The organism is Jiangella alba, from assembly GCF_900106035.1.
GTDB classification, from domain to species: Bacteria; Actinomycetota; Actinomycetes; order Jiangellales; family Jiangellaceae; genus Jiangella; species Jiangella alba.
The window spans coordinates 3178885-3195641 of sequence record NZ_FNUC01000003.1 but is presented as its reverse complement, the minus strand read 5'-3'; the positions used below and the strand labels follow the sequence as shown (position 1 = coordinate 3195641).

At 72.9% G+C, this 16757-nt stretch carries 18 protein-coding genes and 1 riboswitch; of the genes, 17 read left to right on the top strand and 1 reads right to left on the bottom strand.

The window, feature by feature from the left end; all coding sequences use genetic code 11:
• Positions 1-6: 6 nt before the first annotated feature.
• The 9 genes from gcvH to BLV02_RS17105 all read left to right on the top strand — a co-directional run bounded on the left by gcvH (position 7) and on the right by BLV02_RS17105 (position 9322).
• Complete coding sequence (gene gcvH, locus BLV02_RS17145; RefSeq protein WP_069114797.1) at positions 7-393, top strand: glycine cleavage system protein GcvH; 387 nt, start codon at positions 7-9, stop codon at positions 391-393.
• 139 nt (positions 394-532) lie between these two features.
• The gene (locus BLV02_RS37640; protein WP_069114796.1) at positions 533-1069 is read left to right on the top strand and encodes a double zinc ribbon and FHA domain-containing protein; all 537 of its coding nucleotides are present in this window, start codon (positions 533-535) and stop codon (positions 1067-1069) included.
• Positions 1070-1140: 71 nt separating this feature from the next.
• Positions 1141-1806, top strand: coding sequence for a transcriptional regulator FtsR (ftsR, locus tag BLV02_RS17135; protein WP_069114795.1), 666 nt, complete (start codon positions 1141-1143; stop codon positions 1804-1806).
• A gap of 61 nt (positions 1807-1867) precedes the next feature.
• Positions 1868-2344 carry a bifunctional nuclease family protein gene (locus tag BLV02_RS17130; RefSeq protein WP_046770126.1) on the top strand — a complete coding sequence of 159 codons (477 nt, stop codon included), beginning with the start codon at positions 1868-1870 and terminating at the stop codon, positions 2342-2344.
• A gap of 643 nt (positions 2345-2987) precedes the next feature.
• Entirely contained in the window at positions 2988-3599 is a 612-nt protein-coding gene (locus tag BLV02_RS17125; protein ID WP_281243393.1) for a MerR family transcriptional regulator, read from the top strand.
• Positions 3600-3707: 108 nt separating this feature from the next.
• Positions 3708-3797: riboswitch (glycine riboswitch) on the top strand.
• 74 nt (positions 3798-3871) lie between these two features.
• Positions 3872-6721: an aminomethyl-transferring glycine dehydrogenase gene (gcvP, locus tag BLV02_RS17120; protein WP_069114793.1), complete on the top strand. Its 2850-nt coding sequence runs from the start codon at positions 3872-3874 to the stop codon at positions 6719-6721.
• A gap of 107 nt (positions 6722-6828) precedes the next feature.
• Positions 6829-7509, top strand: a complete 681-nt coding sequence (locus BLV02_RS17115; RefSeq protein WP_069114792.1) for a DedA family protein — start codon at positions 6829-6831, stop codon at positions 7507-7509.
• Positions 7510-7598: 89 nt separating this feature from the next.
• A complete protein-coding gene (locus BLV02_RS17110; protein WP_216094571.1) occupies positions 7599-8687 on the top strand; it encodes a sensor histidine kinase in 1089 nt (362 codons plus the stop codon).
• Positions 8678-9322 (top strand): response regulator transcription factor, encoded by a 645-nt coding sequence (locus BLV02_RS17105; protein WP_069114791.1) that lies wholly within the window; start codon positions 8678-8680, stop codon positions 9320-9322. The genes BLV02_RS17110 and BLV02_RS17105 overlap by 10 nt, the downstream gene beginning before the upstream one ends.
• On the opposite strand, the gene BLV02_RS17100 is transcribed toward BLV02_RS17105, so the two are convergent.
• Positions 9307-9927 carry a VTT domain-containing protein gene (locus BLV02_RS17100; protein ID WP_069114858.1) on the bottom strand — a complete coding sequence of 207 codons (621 nt, stop codon included), beginning with the start codon at positions 9925-9927 and terminating at the stop codon, positions 9307-9309. The two genes, BLV02_RS17105 and BLV02_RS17100, sit on opposite strands and share 16 nt — an antisense overlap.
• A gap of 262 nt (positions 9928-10189) precedes the next feature.
• On the opposite strand from BLV02_RS17100, the gene BLV02_RS17095 reads away from it, so the two are divergent.
• The 8 genes from BLV02_RS17095 to BLV02_RS17060 all read left to right on the top strand — a co-directional run bounded on the left by BLV02_RS17095 (position 10190) and on the right by BLV02_RS17060 (position 16753).
• Positions 10190-10987: a polysaccharide deacetylase family protein gene (locus BLV02_RS17095; RefSeq protein ID WP_141711859.1), complete on the top strand. Its 798-nt coding sequence runs from the start codon at positions 10190-10192 to the stop codon at positions 10985-10987.
• 72 nt (positions 10988-11059) lie between these two features.
• Positions 11060-11284: a hypothetical protein gene (locus BLV02_RS17090; protein WP_069114790.1), complete on the top strand. Its 225-nt coding sequence runs from the start codon at positions 11060-11062 to the stop codon at positions 11282-11284.
• Positions 11263-11940: a ComEA family DNA-binding protein gene (locus BLV02_RS17085; RefSeq protein WP_069114789.1), complete on the top strand. Its 678-nt coding sequence runs from the start codon at positions 11263-11265 to the stop codon at positions 11938-11940. Before BLV02_RS17090 ends, BLV02_RS17085 begins: the two co-directional genes overlap by 22 nt.
• A 7-nt stretch (positions 11941-11947) precedes the next feature.
• On the top strand, positions 11948-12574 hold the full coding sequence (locus BLV02_RS17080; protein WP_069114788.1) for a hypothetical protein: 627 nt from the start codon (positions 11948-11950) through the stop codon (positions 12572-12574).
• Between the two features lie 56 nt (positions 12575-12630).
• Positions 12631-13653: a LacI family DNA-binding transcriptional regulator gene (locus BLV02_RS17075; RefSeq protein ID WP_069114787.1), complete on the top strand. Its 1023-nt coding sequence runs from the start codon at positions 12631-12633 to the stop codon at positions 13651-13653.
• Positions 13654-13689: 36 nt separating this feature from the next.
• Entirely contained in the window at positions 13690-14988 is a 1299-nt protein-coding gene (locus BLV02_RS17070; RefSeq protein WP_069114786.1) for a sugar ABC transporter substrate-binding protein, read from the top strand.
• Positions 14985-15923 (top strand): carbohydrate ABC transporter permease, encoded by a 939-nt coding sequence (locus tag BLV02_RS17065; protein ID WP_083289189.1) that lies wholly within the window; start codon positions 14985-14987, stop codon positions 15921-15923. The genes BLV02_RS17070 and BLV02_RS17065 overlap by 4 nt, the downstream gene beginning before the upstream one ends.
• Positions 15923-16753: a carbohydrate ABC transporter permease gene (locus BLV02_RS17060; RefSeq protein WP_069114785.1), complete on the top strand. Its 831-nt coding sequence runs from the start codon at positions 15923-15925 to the stop codon at positions 16751-16753. Before BLV02_RS17065 ends, BLV02_RS17060 begins: the two co-directional genes overlap by 1 nt.
• Positions 16754-16757: the final 4 nt, after the last annotated feature.

Genomic DNA, 16757 nt, shown 5'->3' with positions numbered 1-16757 from the left:
AGCCCGTTGTATCCCGACGATCTGAGGTACACCGCGGAGCACGAGTGGGTCCGCAGCCCCGGCGAGGCCGAGGGCAGCGTCCGCGTCGGCATCACGCACTTCGCCCAGGAGCAGCTCGGCGACATCGTGTACGTCCAGCTGCCGGCCGTCGGTGACGCCGTCACCGCGGGCGGCGTCTGCGGCGAGCTCGAGTCGACCAAGAGCGTCAGCGAGCTGTTCGCGCCGGTCACCGGGACCGTCGTGGGCCGCAACGAGGAGCTCGACGCCGCACCCGAGCAGGTGAACGCCGACCCCTACGGCGCCGGCTGGATGATCGAGATCGTCCCGGCCGATCCAGGGGTCGTCGATCAGCTGCTGACGGCCGCCGACTACCGTTCCCAGGTAGAGGGCTGAGTCGCCGGTTGACCCTGGCGGCGGCCGGTTCTAGGTTGCCAACATCCGTAAACCCTCAGGCGCTGGTCGAGAGTGAGTGAGACACTCGTAGCGCCGACGAGTCGAAGCCGGGGGGAGACCCACGGCGGGAGGCCAGCTGATGCCGTTCTGCACCCAGTGCGGGCACCAAAACCCGTCCGACGCGAAGTTCTGCTCCAATTGCGGAACCCCGCTGGTCCGGCCCATGCAGCCGGCCGAGACGGGGGGTGACGCCACGAGCACCATGGCCATGGTGCGCGAGGAGACCGCGCAGGTCGAGCGGGACGACTCCAGCGACCTCGCGGCGGCCGACCAGGCCGCCGTCGACGCCCTGCCCGAGGGCAGCGCCCTGCTCGTGGTGCTGCGCGGCCCCAACGCGGGCAGCCGGTTCCTGCTCGACACCGACGTCGTCAGCGCCGGCCGGCACCCCGACTCCGACATCTTCCTCGACGACGTCACCGTCTCGCGGCGGCACGCGGAGTTCCGGCGCATGCCCGGCGGCTTCGTCGTCTCCGACGTCGGCAGCCTCAACGGCACCTACGTCAACCGCGACCGCATCGACGAGGTCGCGCTGAGCAACGGCGACGAGGTCCAGATCGGCAAGTACCGCCTGGTCTACTACTCCAGCCAGCACGGGTTCGGAGGCGGGCCCAGGTGAGTCCCGCCGAGGGGAACTCGGCGCGTGCCTCCGGGCCGGCGCGGCGCGACGCCGCGCCGGCCGGACAGACGATGAGCATCGGCGAAGTGCTCGCCCAGCTGCGGCCCGACTTCGCCGACGTCAGCATCTCCAAGATCCGGTTCCTCGAGACCGAGGGCCTGGTCGAGCCGCAGCGCTCGCCGTCGGGCTACCGCCGCTTCACCCACGACGACGTCGCCCGGCTGCGCTACGTCCTCACCGTCCAGCGCGACCACTACCTGCCGCTGCGGGTCATCAAGGAGCAGCTCGAGCAGCTCGACCGAGGCATGGAGCTGGTCACCGAGGGCAGTACCGTCACGCCGTACACCGCGGCCACGGCGGCCAACGACGAGGTGCTGCTGCCGCGTGCGTCGCTGCTGGAGGCCGCCGCCATCTCCGACGAGCTGCTGGCCGAGCTCGAGTCCTACGGCATGGTGACGGCGCGCCGCGGCGGCACCTACGACGCCGACGCCCTGCTGGTCGCCCGCACGGCCGCCGAGCTGGCCCAGTACGGGCTGCAGCCGCGGCACCTGCGCTCCGTCCGAACCGCCGCCGAACGGCAGGTCGGGCTGGTCGAGCAGGTCGTGGCGCCGATGTTCCGCCAGCGCAGCGCCGACTCCCGCGGCCGCGCCGAAGAGACCGCCGCCGACGTCGCCCGGCTCACCGTCCGGCTGCACGCGGCGCTCGTCGACGCGGGCACGCGCCGGCTGTCGCGCTGAGGCCGTCCACGGGCCGGTTCTGGCTCGGGCGGCGGCCCGTTGCGGGGGTAGTGTTGAAGGCGTGCGCGAGCTAGACGTCGTGGGCGTCCGAGTGGAGATGCCCTCCAACCAGCCCATCGTCCTTCTGCGTGAAGTGGGTGGTGACCGTTTCCTGCCCATCTGGATCGGCGCCGTCGAGGCCACGGCCATCGCGTTCGCCCAGCAGGGCGTCGTGCCGCCGCGGCCGATGACACACGATCTGTTCAAGGACGTGCTCGACGCCGCCGGCATCACGCTCGAGCAGGTCCGCATCACCGAGGTGCGCGACAACACCTACTACGCCGAGCTCGTGCTGTCCGGCGGGCTCGAGGTCAGCTCGCGCCCGTCCGATTCCATCGCGCTGGCGCTGCGCACCGGGTCGCCCATCTACGCGTCCGAGCCGCTGCTCGACGAAGCCGGCGTCCTCATGGCCGACCCCGACTCCGAGGAGCAGGAGGACGAGGTCGCCCGGTTCCGCCAGTTCCTCGACGAAGTCACCCCGGAGGACTTCAGCGGTTGAGCCCGACCCGCCCACGCCGGTGTGTGGCCGCGGGCTGGTCGGTGCTGGGCGGTGTGCGGCCGTGGGCCGGTCGTGTCGGCCGGTGCTGGGTGGTCGGTGGGCGCGGGTGCCCGGTGCGGTGAGTGGCTGTGGGTGGTGGTGCGGGCGTGTTGACGTGGTGGCCAACAGGTGGCGCTGGTGTCACCGCGCGCGGTGGGGTGGTCGGGCCGGCGGGGCGGTGTGCGCCCGTGGGTCGGTCGCTACCGGCCGAGGCTGGGTGGTCGGTGGGCGCGGGTGACCGGTGGTCGGCGCCGGGTGGTCGGTGGCGGTGGGTGGTGGTGCGGGCGTGTTGACGTGGTGGCCAACAGTTGGCGCTGGTGTCACCGCCCGCGGTGGGGTGGCCGGGCCAGCGGGGCCGGACCGCACGACCGGGCGGCGAGACCGGGCGGCGGGGCCGGACTGCACGACCGGACCGCACGACAGGACTGCGGGGCGGGCGACACCCCGGGTGCGGGTGTTACTCGTGTGACTGGTGTGATTTCTGTCTAGAGCTGAAGTCGAGCTTGAGACTTGCCGCGTGTTGCATTGACCGCCGTGGGGCCCGGCCCTAACGTCACTGGTGTAACACGACGTCGCAATCGGCATGGACCACGAAGGGGTCGGCGTGAGCGCAGACAGCACATCCGGTACCGGCACGGCAGGTGACGCCGGTCGTACCGCCGCCGCGGGCCGCGCCGCCACCCGGCAGGGCCTGCTGTTCGAGGGCATGGTCGGCCCGGTCCCCGAGGACGTCGGCTACCGCGGTCCGACGGCGTGCAGCGCCGCCGGCATCACGTACCGCCAGCTCGACTACTGGGCCCGCACCGGGCTGGTCGAGCCGAGCATCCGCAGCGCCGCCGGGTCCGGCAGCCAGCGGCTGTACTCGTTCCGCGACATCCTGGTCCTCAAGATCGTGAAGCGGCTGCTCGACACCGGCGTCTCGCTGCAGCAGATCCGCCAGGCGGTGCAGCACCTGCGCGACCGCGGCGTCGAGGACCTCGCCGGCATCACACTGATGAGCGACGGCGCCAGCGTCTACGAGTGCACGTCCGCCGACGAGGTGGTCGACCTCGTGCAGGGCGGCCAGGGCGTCTTCGGCATCGCCGTCGGCCGGGTGTGGCGCGAGATCGAGGCCACCCTCGTCGAGCTGCCGGCCGAGAAGCCCGGCGAGCCGCCGGCCGAACACCCCGGCGACCAGCTCGCCGCCCGCCGCCGGGCTCGCGCCGCGGGGGAGTAGCCCGCCGAACACCGCGACGAACGAACGCCCGCCCCTGCCATCGGGACGGGCGTTCGCGCGTCGGCGTCGCAGCCCGGGCGGTGGCGAGCTATGCTGACGGCGAGCTGTGGACCCGGGCCGGGAGAGTCCTCGTACGCGAGGCGCCGAAGGGGCAACATCCCCGCCAACCTCTCAGGCATCAAGGACCGGTCGGGCGAGGCCACTCTGAAGTCGTCATCGACGGCGACAGAGGGGGAGCGAACTCGCCCATACGTGTCCGAGGAGCTCCGCCGATGTCCCTGTCCCAGATCGCCAGCGAGGCGCCCTTCGTCGCCCGGCACGTCGGGCCGCGCGACGAGGAGATCGCGAAGATGCTCGACGCCGTCGGGTACGAGTCGCTCGACGCGCTGGTCGAGGCGGCCGTGCCGGACGCCATCCGCAACCTCGGCGCGCTCGACCTCCCGCCCGCCGCCACCGAGACCGAGACGCTGGACGAGCTGCGGGCGCTGTCGCGGCGCAACCGGCCGCACACCCAGATGATCGGCCTCGGCTACTACGACACCGTGACGCCGCCGGTGGTCGTCCGCCGCGTGCTGGAGAGCCCGGCCTGGTACACCGCCTACACGCCGTACCAGCCGGAGATCTCGCAGGGCCGGCTCGAGGCGCTGCTGAACTTCCAGACCATGGTCTCCGACCTCGCCGGCCTGCCCACGGCCAACGCCAGCCTGCTCGACGAGGCCACCGCGGCGGCCGAGGCGATGACGCTGATGCGCCGGTCGATCCGCGGCACGACCAGCAACACCGTCGTCGTCGACGCCGACTGCCTGCCGCAGACCATCGCCGTCATCCAGACCCGGGCCGAACCGCTGGGCATCGACGTCGTCGTCGCCGACCTCGACCAGGGGCTGCCCGGCGGCGAGTTGTTCGGCGTCGTCGTGCAGTACCCGGGCGCGTCCGGGCGCATCCGCGACCTCACGCCGGTGGTCGAGGCGGCGCACGAGCGGGGCGCGCTGGTCACCGTCGCCGCCGACCTGCTGGCCCTGACGCTGCTGACGCCGCCCGGCGAGCTGGGCGCCGACGTCGTCGTCGGGTCGTCACAGCGGTTCGGCGTGCCGCTCGGGTACGGCGGGCCGCACGCCGGCTACATGGCCGTCCGGGCCGGGCTGGAGCGCGGGCTGCCGGGCCGGCTGGTCGGCGTCTCGAAGGACGCCTTCGGCGCGCAGGCCTACCGCCTGGCGCTGCAGACCCGCGAGCAGCACATCCGCCGCGAGAAGGCGACGTCGAACATCTGCACCGCGCAGGTGCTGCTGGCCGTGGTCGCCTCGATGTACGCCGTCTACCACGGCCCCGAGGGGCTGCGCGAGATCGCGTCGCGGGTGCACGGTCACGCGACGTCGCTGGCGGCGGCGCTGCGGGCCGGCGGCGTCGAGGTCGTCCACGACGCGTTCTTCGACACCGTCCTCGTCCGGGTGCCGGGCCGGGCGGACGCGGTCGTGGCCGACGCCGCCGAGCTGGGCGTCAACCTCGGCGCGGCCGGCGTCGACGACGTCCGCATCGCCTGCGACGAGGTCACCACCGGCGCCGACCTCACCCGGGTGCTGCGCGCCTTCGGCGTCGCCGGGACGGCCGGCGCGGCCACCGTCGCGATCCCCGAGGGCCTGCGCCGGCACAGCGCGTACCTCACCCACCCGGTCTTCAACACGCACCGGTCCGAGACGTCGATGCTGCGTTACCTGCGCAAGCTCGCCGACAAGGACTACGCGCTCGACCGCGGCATGATCCCGCTCGGCTCGTGCACCATGAAGCTCAACGCCGCGACGGAGATGGAGCCGATCACCTGGCCCGGGTTCGCCGGCATCCACCCGTTCGTGCCGGTCGAGCAGGCCGACGGCTACCTCGCGCTGATCCGCCAGCTGGAGGGGTGGCTGGCGACGGTGACGGGGTACGACGCGGTCTCGATCCAGCCGAACGCCGGGTCGCAGGGCGAGCTGGCCGGGCTGCTGGCGATCCGCGCGTTCCACCGCTCCAACGGCGACGAGCAGCGCGAGGTCTGCCTCATCCCGTCCAGCGCGCACGGCACCAACGCGGCGTCGGCGGTCATGGCGGGCATGCGGGTCGTGGTGGTCGCGGCGGCCGACGACGGCACCGTCGACCTCGCCGACCTGCGGGCGAAGATCGACGAGCACGCCGACCGGCTGGCCGCGATCATGGTCACGTACCCGTCGACGCACGGCGTGTACGAGGAGGGCATCACCGAGATCGCGGCGCTGGTGCACGCGGCCGGCGGCCAGGTGTACGTCGACGGCGCCAACCTCAACGCGCTGGTCGGGCTGGCCAAGCCGGGCGAGTTCGGCGCCGACGTCAGCCACCTGAACCTGCACAAGACGTTCTGCATCCCGCACGGCGGCGGCGGTCCCGGCGTCGGCCCGATCGGCGTGCGGTCGCACCTGACGCCGTTCCTGCCGAACCACCCGCTGCTGCCGGAGGCTGGCCCGTCGACGGGCGTCGGGCCCATCGCGGCGGCGCCGTTCGGGTCTGCGTCGATCCTGCCCATCCCGTGGGCCTACATCCGCATGATGGGCCCGGCCGGGCTGAAGCTGGCCACCCAGACCGCGGTGCTGAACGCCAACTACGTCGCCGTGCGGCTGCGCGACCACTTCCCGGTGCTGTACACCGGCCGCGGCGGGCTGGTGGCGCACGAGTGCATCGTCGACCTGCGGCCGCTGACCAAGGCCACCGGCATCTCCGTCGACGACGTCGCCAAGCGGCTGATCGACTACGGGTTCCACGCGCCGACCATGTCGTTCCCGGTCGCCGGGACGCTGATGATCGAGCCGACCGAGTCCGAGGACAAGGGCGAGCTGGACCGCTTCTGCGACGCGATGATCGCCATTCGCGCCGAGGCCGCCCGCGTCGCCGCCGGTGACTGGCCGGCCGACGACAACCCGCTGGTCAACGCGCCGCACACGGCGTCGTCGCTGGTTGAGGAGTGGTCCCACCCGTACGACCGCGCGAGCGCCGTGTACCCGTCCGCGGCCAGCCGCGAGGACAAGTACTGGCCGCCGGTGGGCCGCATCGACGGCGCGTACGGCGACCGCCATCTCGTCTGCTCGTGCCCCTCGCCGGAGGCGTTCCAGGACTGACCCCCACCCCAAGTCCAGGGTCGGCGTCCGACTGAGGTCGTACGTACCGCGCCCCCGCGCCACGTAGGGTCGGAGATGACGAGTCGGCGACGGGAACACGGGAGACCATGAACGACGCGATCATCGACCTCGCCCGCGAGGTCATGGGCTCGCCCTGGGTCTATGCGGTCATCTTCGGCGTCGCCCTGCTCGACGGGTTCTTCCCGGCCGTGCCGAGCGAGACCCTGGTCATCACCGGCGGGGTGTTCGCGGCCGCCGACGGGGTGCCGAACCTGCTGTTCGTCATCCTGGCGGGCGCGGCCGGCGCGTTCGTCGGCGACCACATCTCGTACTTCATCGGGCGTACCGCCGGCACCAAGCTGCGCCACCGCGCCACCGGCAAGAAGTCCGGTGCCATGTTCGACTGGGCCGAACGCCAGCTGAACGAGCGCGGCGGCGTCATCCTCATCGTCGCGCGGTACATCCCCGGCGGGCGTACGGCGGTCACGCTCACCTGCGGCACCGTCGAGTACCCGCTGCGCAAGTTCACCTTCTTCGACGCCATCGCGACGCTGTCGTGGGGCGTCTACTCCGGCATGATCGGCTACGTCGGCGGGCACGCGTTCGAGGACAACCCGCTGCTCGGCCTCGGGGTCGGGCTCGGCATCGCGCTGACCATCACCGGCCTGATCGAGCTGATCCGGCACCGCATCGGCGTGCGCAACCGGCGCCGGGCCGAGGCCGAGTCGGCCGGGTCGGCGCCCGGCGCGGAGGGGTCACCGGACGAGAAGCCGCAGGAGCTGGTCTGAGCAGCACGGCCGCGGCGCCGCTGCGGCCGTGGCTGCGCGGCGTCGTCGACGTCGCGTGGCGGCGCACCGTCGGGATCAGCCTGGGCGCGGTGTCGGCGTTCGCGTCGCTCGGGCTGCTGCTGGTCACCGGGGTGGCGCTGCTGCCGGTCGTGGCGGCACGGGGCGCCCGCGGCCGGGTGCTGACGGCGGCCGCGCGGCCCGCGCACCGGTTGACCGGCTGGGAGCGGCGGCGGCTGCGCGACTGGCTGGCGACGCCGACGCCGGACCACACCGGCCGGCCACTGGCCTACCTCGCCGCGCGCACCGTCGTCGGGCTGCTGGGCGCGGCGATCCTGCTGCTGGTCGTCTGGGGCGTGGTGACGGTCGCGGTGACGATGCGGATGTGGCTGGTCGGCAGCCCGTTCAACGGCGAGGGTGAGCAGGTCTCCGGGCTGACCATCCTGTCGCTGATCCTGCCCGGCGCCGTGCTGCTCTACATCGCCGTGCAGGGACTGGCCGGCGTCGTCGGGCTGGACCGGCGGGCGGCGCGGCGGTTCCTCGGGCCGACGGAGTCCGAGGTGCTGCGGCGGCGCATCGACGAACTGGCCGAGTCGCGGGCCGGCGTCGTCGCGGTGGTCGACGCGGAGCGCCGGCGCATCGAGCGTGACCTGCACGACGGCGTCCAGCAGCGGCTGGTCGCGCTCGGCCTGCTGCTGGGGCGGGCGCGGCGGGCGGCGGACCGGGAGCGCGGCGACGAGCTGCTGCGGGCGGCGCACGAGGAGTCGCAACGGGTGCTGGCCGACCTCCGCGCCGTCGCCTGGCGGGTGTATCCGGCGGCGCTGGACAGCCTCGGGCTGGAGGAGGCGCTGGCGGCGGTCGCCGACGGCGCCGGGGCGAAGCTGTCGTACGCGGCCGGCTCACCGCCGGAACCCGTCGCGACCGCGGTCTACTTCGTCGTCGCCGAGGCCGCCACCAACGCCGTCAAGCACGCCGGCGCGTCGTCGCTGCACCTCGACGTGTGGCGCTCGGGCGCGGCGGTGCGGGTGCGGGTGACCGACGACGGCGCGGGCGGCGCCGACCCGGACGGCGGCGGACTGGCCGGGCTGCGCCGCCGGGTCGCCGCGCTGGACGGCCGGTTCGCTGTCGAGTCGCCGCCCGGGCGCGGGACCGTCGTCGAGGCGGAGCTGCCGTGCGGGTGATCCTGGCCGAGGACTCCGTGCTGCTGCGCGTGGGCCTGGCGAAACTGCTGCGCGACGAGGGCCACGAGGTGGTCGCGTCGGTGGGCGACGCGGACGCGCTGCTGGCCGCCGTCGCCGCCGACCGGCCCGACGTCGTGGTCGCCGACGTCCGGATGCCGCCGTCGCACACCGACGAGGGGCTGCGGGCGGCGCTGCGGATCAAGACCGAGTGGCCGGAGGTCGCGATCCTGGTGCTGTCGCAGTACGTCGAGCGGCGCTACGCCACCGAGCTGTTCGAGACGCACACCGACGGCGTCGGCTACCTGCTCAAGGACCGCGTCGCGCACGTCGGCGACTTCCTCGACGCGCTGGAGCGGGTGGGCGGCGGGGGAGCGGCCTACGACGCCGAGGTGGTCCGCCGGCTGATCGCCCGCACCTCCCACGGCGACCCGCTGCGGCGGCTCACCCCGCGCGAGCGGGACGTGCTGGAGCTGATGGCGCAGGGCCACACCAACGCGGCGATCGCCGGCCGGCTGCATGTTTCGCAGAGCGCCGTCGAGAAGCACGCCAACGCGATCTTCGACAAGCTGGAGCTGACGTCCGCCGGCGGCTACAGCCGCCGGGTGCTGGCGGTGCTGCGCTACCTCGGGTCCTGACGGCGGGCGCGGTACCGGGCCCGCTCGCGGTCGTCGCGCCGGTTGGACCGGACCCGCAGGATCACGAACGCCGCCACCGCGACGACCACCGCGGCGATGACCGCGTACTGCAGGATGCCGATGTACTGCTCGACGGAGTCCCAGTTCTGCCCCAGCTGGTAGCCGAGCAGGATGAACACCGTGTTCCAGATGGCGCTGCCGAGCGCGGTGAAGGCCAGGAAGATCGGCAGCGACATGCGTTCGACGCCGGCCGGGATGGAGATGAAGCTGCGGAAGATCGGGATCATGCGGCCGAAGAAGATGGTCTTCACGCCGTGCTTGCCGAACCACGCCTCCGCCTTGTCGACGTCGCTCATCTTCACCAGCGGCAGCGCCGCCAGGATGGAGCGGGTGCGGTCGCGCCCCACCGCCGCGCCCACGGCGTACCAGATCAGCGCGCCGACCACCGAGCCGACCGTCGTCCAGATGATCGCCGCCGCCAGGTTCATGTCGCCGCGGCTCGCGGTGAAGCCCGCCAGCGGCAGGATGACCTCGCTGGGCAGCGGCGGGAACAGGTTCTCGGCGGCGATGGCGAGGCCGGCGCCGACCGCCCCCATGGTGTCCATGAGGTCGACGGCCCAGCCGGCCAGGCCGGTCAGCTCGGTTTCCGGGGAGAGGCGGATGTTCACGACTCGAAGGTACGGGATTCGGGCGGGGCGGCGCGATGAAGGTCACCGCCGGGATCGCCCTGCGGCTTTCCGCAGGGGGTGGGCGGTCTGGGAGGGAAAGCGCATTCGGCGCGCCTCACCGGGTCTGCGGTGCTGCGCCGGTACCGTCGCACCTGCCGGGTTCTGATGGATTCGTCCTGACTGAGGTGGGGTGGTGCCGGTGTCCCGAGAGCTCCGTGCTGCCCTGATTCTCTGCCTCATCGTCGGGGTCATCGTCGGCGCCGCCCGCAGCGAGCCGCCCGGCAGCACGTCCGCCGCCGCCGAGACCGCCCAGCAGGCCGCGCCGAAGACGCCGGACCGGGTGTTGTCGCTGGTCCCGGCCGCCGAGGGCGGCAAGCCCCCGGTCGCCGAGGTCGACAAGGCCGGCACCCGCCGCCTCACCGGCCGCGACGGCGCCACCGTCGCCCTCACCTTCGACGACGGCCCGCATCCCGAGCAGACCCCGCAGGTGCTGCGCATCCTCCGCCAGTACGAGATCAAGGCGACGTTCTGCCTGGTCGGCGAGATGGCGCGGCTGTACCCGAAGCTCGTCCAGGAGATCGCCGACGAGGGCCACCGGCTCTGCGACCACACCGTCAGCCACGACACCTCGCTGCCCGACCGCGACCCCGGCGTCATCGACGACGAGATCGCCGGCACTCTCGCCGCCATCGACGACGCCGTCCCGGGCGTCGCGGTGCCGTTCTTCCGCGCGCCGGGCGGCAACTTCGCCGCCAACGTCAACGAGATCGCCGCCGGGCACGACCAGGTCCCCCTCGGCTGGAGCGTCGACCCGGGCGACTGGCGCAAACCCGGCGCCCGAGCCATCCACGACTACGTGGCCGAGCACATCCACCCGGGCGCGATCGTCCTCCTGCACGACGGCGGCGGCGACCGCGCGGGCACGGTGGCGGCGCTGCCGGCGATCATCGAGACCCTGCGCGCCGCCGGCTACGAGTTCGTCCTTCCCCGCGGCTGAGAGTCTGTGGCACGCTGACCGGCATGACCATGGGGGGCGCCGCCGCGAGAGATCGCGACCCACGATCTGGCCATGGCGTACGAGCCGGCCATCGGCAGGCCGGACCTGCCGAGGTCGTTCGACGACGGCGGTCCGGTCGACCTGAACAACGTCACGGCGGACGGACTCGTGAGCGTCCTGCACTGGGATCGTGCCATCGCGCGATGCCGACCGGCTGACCCTGTTGCCGCCGCGACCGCGGTGATCACTGGCCGTCATATGGCATCCTTGCGCCCGTGCGGCGCGTCTTCCGGGTGATCGGCCAGGCCCTCTGGGTGCTCATGCCGGTGTACACCGTCGGGATCCTCGGCTGGCTGCCCGCGGCCCAGGCATGGTGGCGCACCCGGACGTCCGGCTGGCTGGCGGCGACCGCCGCGCTGGCGGCCGGCGGTGCCGGCATGCTGCTGAAGTACGCGCTGGGCTCGGAGAACGACGTGTTCGTGATGATCTTCCTGGCGACCACCGTCGCCGGGGTCGGGGCGGCGCTGAAGGCCCGCCCGGTCGTGTTCCGCCGCCGCGAGGAGACTGTCGAGCTGCCGCCGTACGACGGCGCCGCCGCCATCGAGGACCATCCGGCCGTGCGCGAGGTCCTCGCCGGACGGGAGCGGCGCCGGCAGGCCCGCGAGATCGTCACCCGCGACCCGGCCATGGCGCACGAGCTGGGCATCGGGCGCCCGGGCGCCGGCCCCGACTACGACGACGGCGGGCTGGTCGACCTCAACAACGCGGGCGCCGGCGAGCTGGCGACGGCGCTGGGCTGGCCGCGCGAGACGGCCGAGGAGTTCGTGCTGGCGCGTGATCTGCGCGGCGGGTACGCGTCGGCGGACGAGGTGGCGGCGCTGTCCGGTCTGGCGCCGGCGCTGCTCGACCGCGACGCCGAGCGGATCGTCGTCCTGCCGTACCGAACGAAGTGAGGAGCCGATGACCACGGAGGAGAGCCGGTCCGACCGGTGGCTGCGCATCGCGGCGGACGCCGCCTCGTCGGCCGGTGAGGCTCGGGAGACGCTGTCGCGCGAACTGGCCGAGGGGCTGTCCGGTGTGGTGCGGCGGGCGCGCATCCCGTTGCTGATCGTGGGACTGCTGCCGCTGATCCCGGCGCTGCTGGTGGCGATCGAGGCGACGGTGCTGGGCGGCTACCCCGGCCTGGTGTTCCTGGCCGTCGCGGTCGCCGGCGCGTCGCCCGGGCTGGCGCTGCTGTGGCGCCGGCGCCGGCTGGTGCGCGCCACCGACCCGCCCGAGGAACTGGCGGCCGAGCTCGGCGAGGCCTACGACATCGCCGGGGCGTGGGCGCGGGCGGGCTACGCGCTGGAGCAGGTGCAGACGGCCGGCCCGGGGCTTCGCGGCGCCCGGCAGGCGGCTCGCGGCCTGTGGGCCGGCTTCCAGCTGTCCAGGGACCTGTTCGAACGGTTCTCCGAGCTCCCTCGCGTGGCTCCCTTCCTGCCCCCGTCGTTGCAGTTCACCGGCTCTCTGTGCCTCGCCTCGGTGGTCTCGGCCGTCGTGACGGGCGCCATCGGCGTGGCCGGTCTGGCCCTCGTGGCGGTCGCCTGACGAAATCTGCCCCGCCCCTTGACGGTGACCCGGGTCACGTGGTTAAACGTATAAGCATGACGCGTTCGAGACAACCCACCTCCCGCGACGTGGCCGCGCTGGCCGGCGTCTCGGTCGCGACCGTCTCGTACGTCATGAACGGGCGCACCGACCGCCGCATCCCGGCCGAGACGCGCGACCGCGTGCTCGAGGCGGCCGGCCGGCTCGCGTACGCGCCCAACCGGTCCGCGCGCAGCCTGCGCAACCGGCGCACCGAGCAGGTCTGCCTCGTCGTCGGCTCCATCGGCGTGCCGGCCTACGACCAGCTGGCCCAGGACATCCACGACCGCGCCGACGACGCCGGCTACGGCGTGCTCACCATCGTCGTGAACTCGCCGGCCCGGGCGGCCAAGGCGGTCGAGCTGCTGCAGCAGCGCATCGCCGACGGCGCCGTCATCGCGCCCGACATCCGGTTCCTCGACGGGGCCGAGCTGACCGGCCTCGCCCGCGGCGGCCTGCCGATGGTCGTCATGAGCAACACCGCGCCACCCGACGGCTTCGACGTCGTCCGGGCGCCGCAGACCCCGGCCTGCGACGCCGCGTTCGACCACCTCTTCGCGACCGGCCGCCGCCGGGTCGCGTTCGTCGGCCACCGCTACGAGGTCGACGACCCGAGCACGTCCGAGCGGCTGACCGCCTACCTCGCCGCGCTCGGCCGCCACGACGCCGAGCCCGACCCCTCGCTCGTCGTCACCGGCGCCGACGACCGCGTCGCCGCCTACCACGCCGTCACCGCCCTGCTCGACCGTCCCGACCCGCCCGACGCGGTGTTCGCCGCGTCGGCCCGGGCCGGCGTCAGCGCCATCTGGGCGGCCCGCGACGCCGGGGCCGACGTGCCCGGCGAGCTGGCCGTCGTCGGCGCCGGCAACCTGCCCGAGAGCCTCATCACCCGCCCGGCCCTGAGCACCGTCGGGCCGGCCACGGAGGACGACTTCACCGAGGTCGCCCGCCTGCTGTTCGACCGCATCGACGCCGGCGTGCCGGAGCGGGGGCGCGAGCTGAGCGACCCCTGGGCGTTCCACCCCCGCGGCTCCAGCTGAGCCCTCCCGGCCGCCTCCCCAGAGAGGAGACCATCAATGGCGACACCCCGACCCACCCGACGTCAACTGCTGCACTGGACCGGCGCGGGCGCGGTCGCCGGGCTGACCGCGCCCTGGCTGAGCGGCTGCTCCGGCGCGCCGTCGTCCGACGCGTCCGCGGGCGGCGACGCGGGCGGCGGCGACTTCACCGTCTACTGGAACGCCGGCCACGCCTACGCCGCGTACGACGAGGTCATCGCGGCGTTCGAGGAGGAGCACGGCGTCACCGTCAACTTCCAGAAGTACCAGTGGGACGACCTGCGCACCCGGCTGCTGTCCGACCTCGCCTCCGGCAACGCGCCGGACGTCGTCGAGGAGCCGGGCGGCTGGGTCCAGGAGTTCGCGATCAGCGGCGACGCGCTCTCGCTGCAGTCCTACGTCGACGCCGACGGCGCGGAGATGGGCTACCCGGACGACTGGCAGCCGCGGACCATCTCGCGCAACTCCTACGAGGGCGAGGTGTACGGGGTACAGCTGCACCTCACCTGCACCATGCTGCTGTACAACCGCGCGCTGCTGGACGCCGCCGGCGTCGAGGTCCCGACCACGTGGGACGACTTCCTCACCGCGGCGCAGGCGCTGACCGGCGACGGCGTGCACGGTGTCGCGCTCAACCAGGACTCCACCTACGCCTGGCCGTGGCTGCTGCAGAGCGGCGTGAAGTACTTCGACGAGAGCAGCGGCGGGGTGCTGGTGCCGAACGAGAAGGCCGTCGAGGCGCTGCAGTTCCAGGCCGACCTCGTGCACGTGCACGGCGTCGCGCCGGTGCCGACGCCGGGCACCGACTACTCCGGCCCGCAGAAGCTGCTGTCGGCCGGCCGCGCCGCGATGAACCTCACCGGGCCGTGGGACCTCGGCCCGATCCAGGAGGCCAGCCCCGACCTCGACCTCGGCATCGCGCCCGCGCTGACGAACGACGTCCAGGCGACGGTGCAGGCCGGCACCAGCGTGTTCGTGCCGGCGAAGGCGAAGAACCCGGACCTGTCCTGGGACTTCGTCAAGCGCATCACCGCCCTCGACGTCGAGCGGGCGGCCACCGAGGAGGTCGGCATGCTGATGCCGCGGCTCTCGTGGGCGGCCGACCCGGTGGTGCAGGACGACGAGCGGCTGGCGGCGTTCGCGCAGGGCTTCGAGTACGCCGTCGACACCAGCGAGGAGCTGCGGCTGACCGGGAAGAGCGGCGAGGTCGTCGAGCTGTTCACGGTGCTCTACCAGGACGTCGTCATGAACAACACGCCCGCCGCGCAGGCGCTCGAGACGTTCACCGCCGCGGCGGAGAAGGCCATCGCCGGATGAGTGCCCCCGCCACGACGGCGCCCGCGGCGGCCGGCGCCCCGCCACCGGTGCGCCGTCGCGGGCCGTTCGCGCGGTCGCTGCACCGCCGCTACGTCGTCACCGCGTACCTCTTCCTGCTGCCGGCGTTCGCGTTCTTCGGGCTGATGTTCTACCTGCCCATCGGGAACATCCTGGCCAACTCGTTCCGCACCGGCCCGCAGGCCGACGAGTACGCCGGGCTGGACAACTACACGCGGGCGTTCGAGGACGCGGCGGTGCGCAACTCGTTCACCGTCACGCTGGTCTTCGGGGTGGCGACGACGGTCGGCGCCATCGTCATCGGGCTGGCGCTGGCGCTGCTGCTGAACCAGAAGCTGCGCGGGCGGGTGGTGTTCCGGGCCGCGCTGCTGGTGCCGTACCTGACGTCGGTGGCGATCATCGGCCTGCTGTGGCGCAACATCCTGGACCCGCAGCTGGGCGTCCTCAACCGGGTGCTCGCCGACCTCGGGCTGCCCACCCAGACCTGGCTGAACACGCACCCGCTGGCCACCATCGTCGGCGTCACGCTCTGGATGACGGTCGGCTACACGATGGTGCTGTTCCTGGCCGGGCTGCAGGGCATCCCGGAGGAGTACCACGAGGCCGCGCTGGTCGACGGCGCCGGGCCGTGGCAGCGGTTCTGGCGCATCACGCTGCCGCTGCTGGCGCCGACGACGCTGTTCGTGTCGGTGATGGCGGTGATCAGCGGGCTGCAGGCGTTCGGGCAGGCGTACATCATCACCGGCGGCGGGCCGGCCGGGCGCACCGACCTCTACATCTTCCACGTCTTCAACGTCGCGTTCACCTCGCGCGACTTCGGCTACGCGTCGGCGCTGTCGTTCCTGCTGTTCCTCGTCATCGTCGTCGCGACGGTGGTGCAGTTGCGGGCCGGGCGCAAGGGCGAGGTGCAGTACTGATGGCCGCGACGCAGTCCCGGCCGGCCGCGCGGGTGGCGGGCTACGTCGTCCTGACGGTGGCCGCCGCGGTCACCGTCCTGCCGCTGCTGTACATGGCGGCGCTGTCGCTGCAGACCGAGGCCGAGACGCTGGCCGCGAACCCGGTGCTGTGGCCGGAGTCGCCGCAGTGGGGCAACTACGCCGAGCTGTTCGAGCGGGCGCCGTTCGCGCACTTCATCGCGAACAGCCTGATCGTGGCCGGCGGCATCACCGTGGCGCACCTGGTGTTCGACCCGCTGATCGGGTACGTGTTCGCCAAGTTCCGCTTCCCGCTGCGCAACACGCTGTTCCTACTGCTGCTGACGACCCTGATGATCCCGCTGTTCGTGCGGATGATCCCGCTGTACGTCATGATGTCGGACCTCGGCTGGCTGGACACCCACCAGGCGCTGATCGTGCCGTTCCTGATGGACGCGTTCGGCATCTTCCTCATGCGCCAGTTCATCCAGCCGATCCCGGACGACCTCATCCACGCCGCCCGCATCGACGGCGCGTCCGAGCTGCGGATCTACCTGCGGGTGATCCTGCCGCAGGTGAAGCCGGCGCTGGCGGTGCTGGGCCTGTTCACGTTCGTGTTCCAGTGGAACGAGTTCCTGTGGCCGCTGGTGGCGACGTCGAGCGAGGAGATGCGGACGATCCCGGTCGGGCTGACGCTGTTCAACCAGGAGTACTTCACGCTCTGGCACCTCACCGCGGCCGGATCGGTCATCCTGTTCGTCCCGACCGTGCTGCTGTTCCTGTTCAGTCAGCGCTACTTCGTCCGCGGCATCACGCTCAGCGGCCTGAAATGAGGAG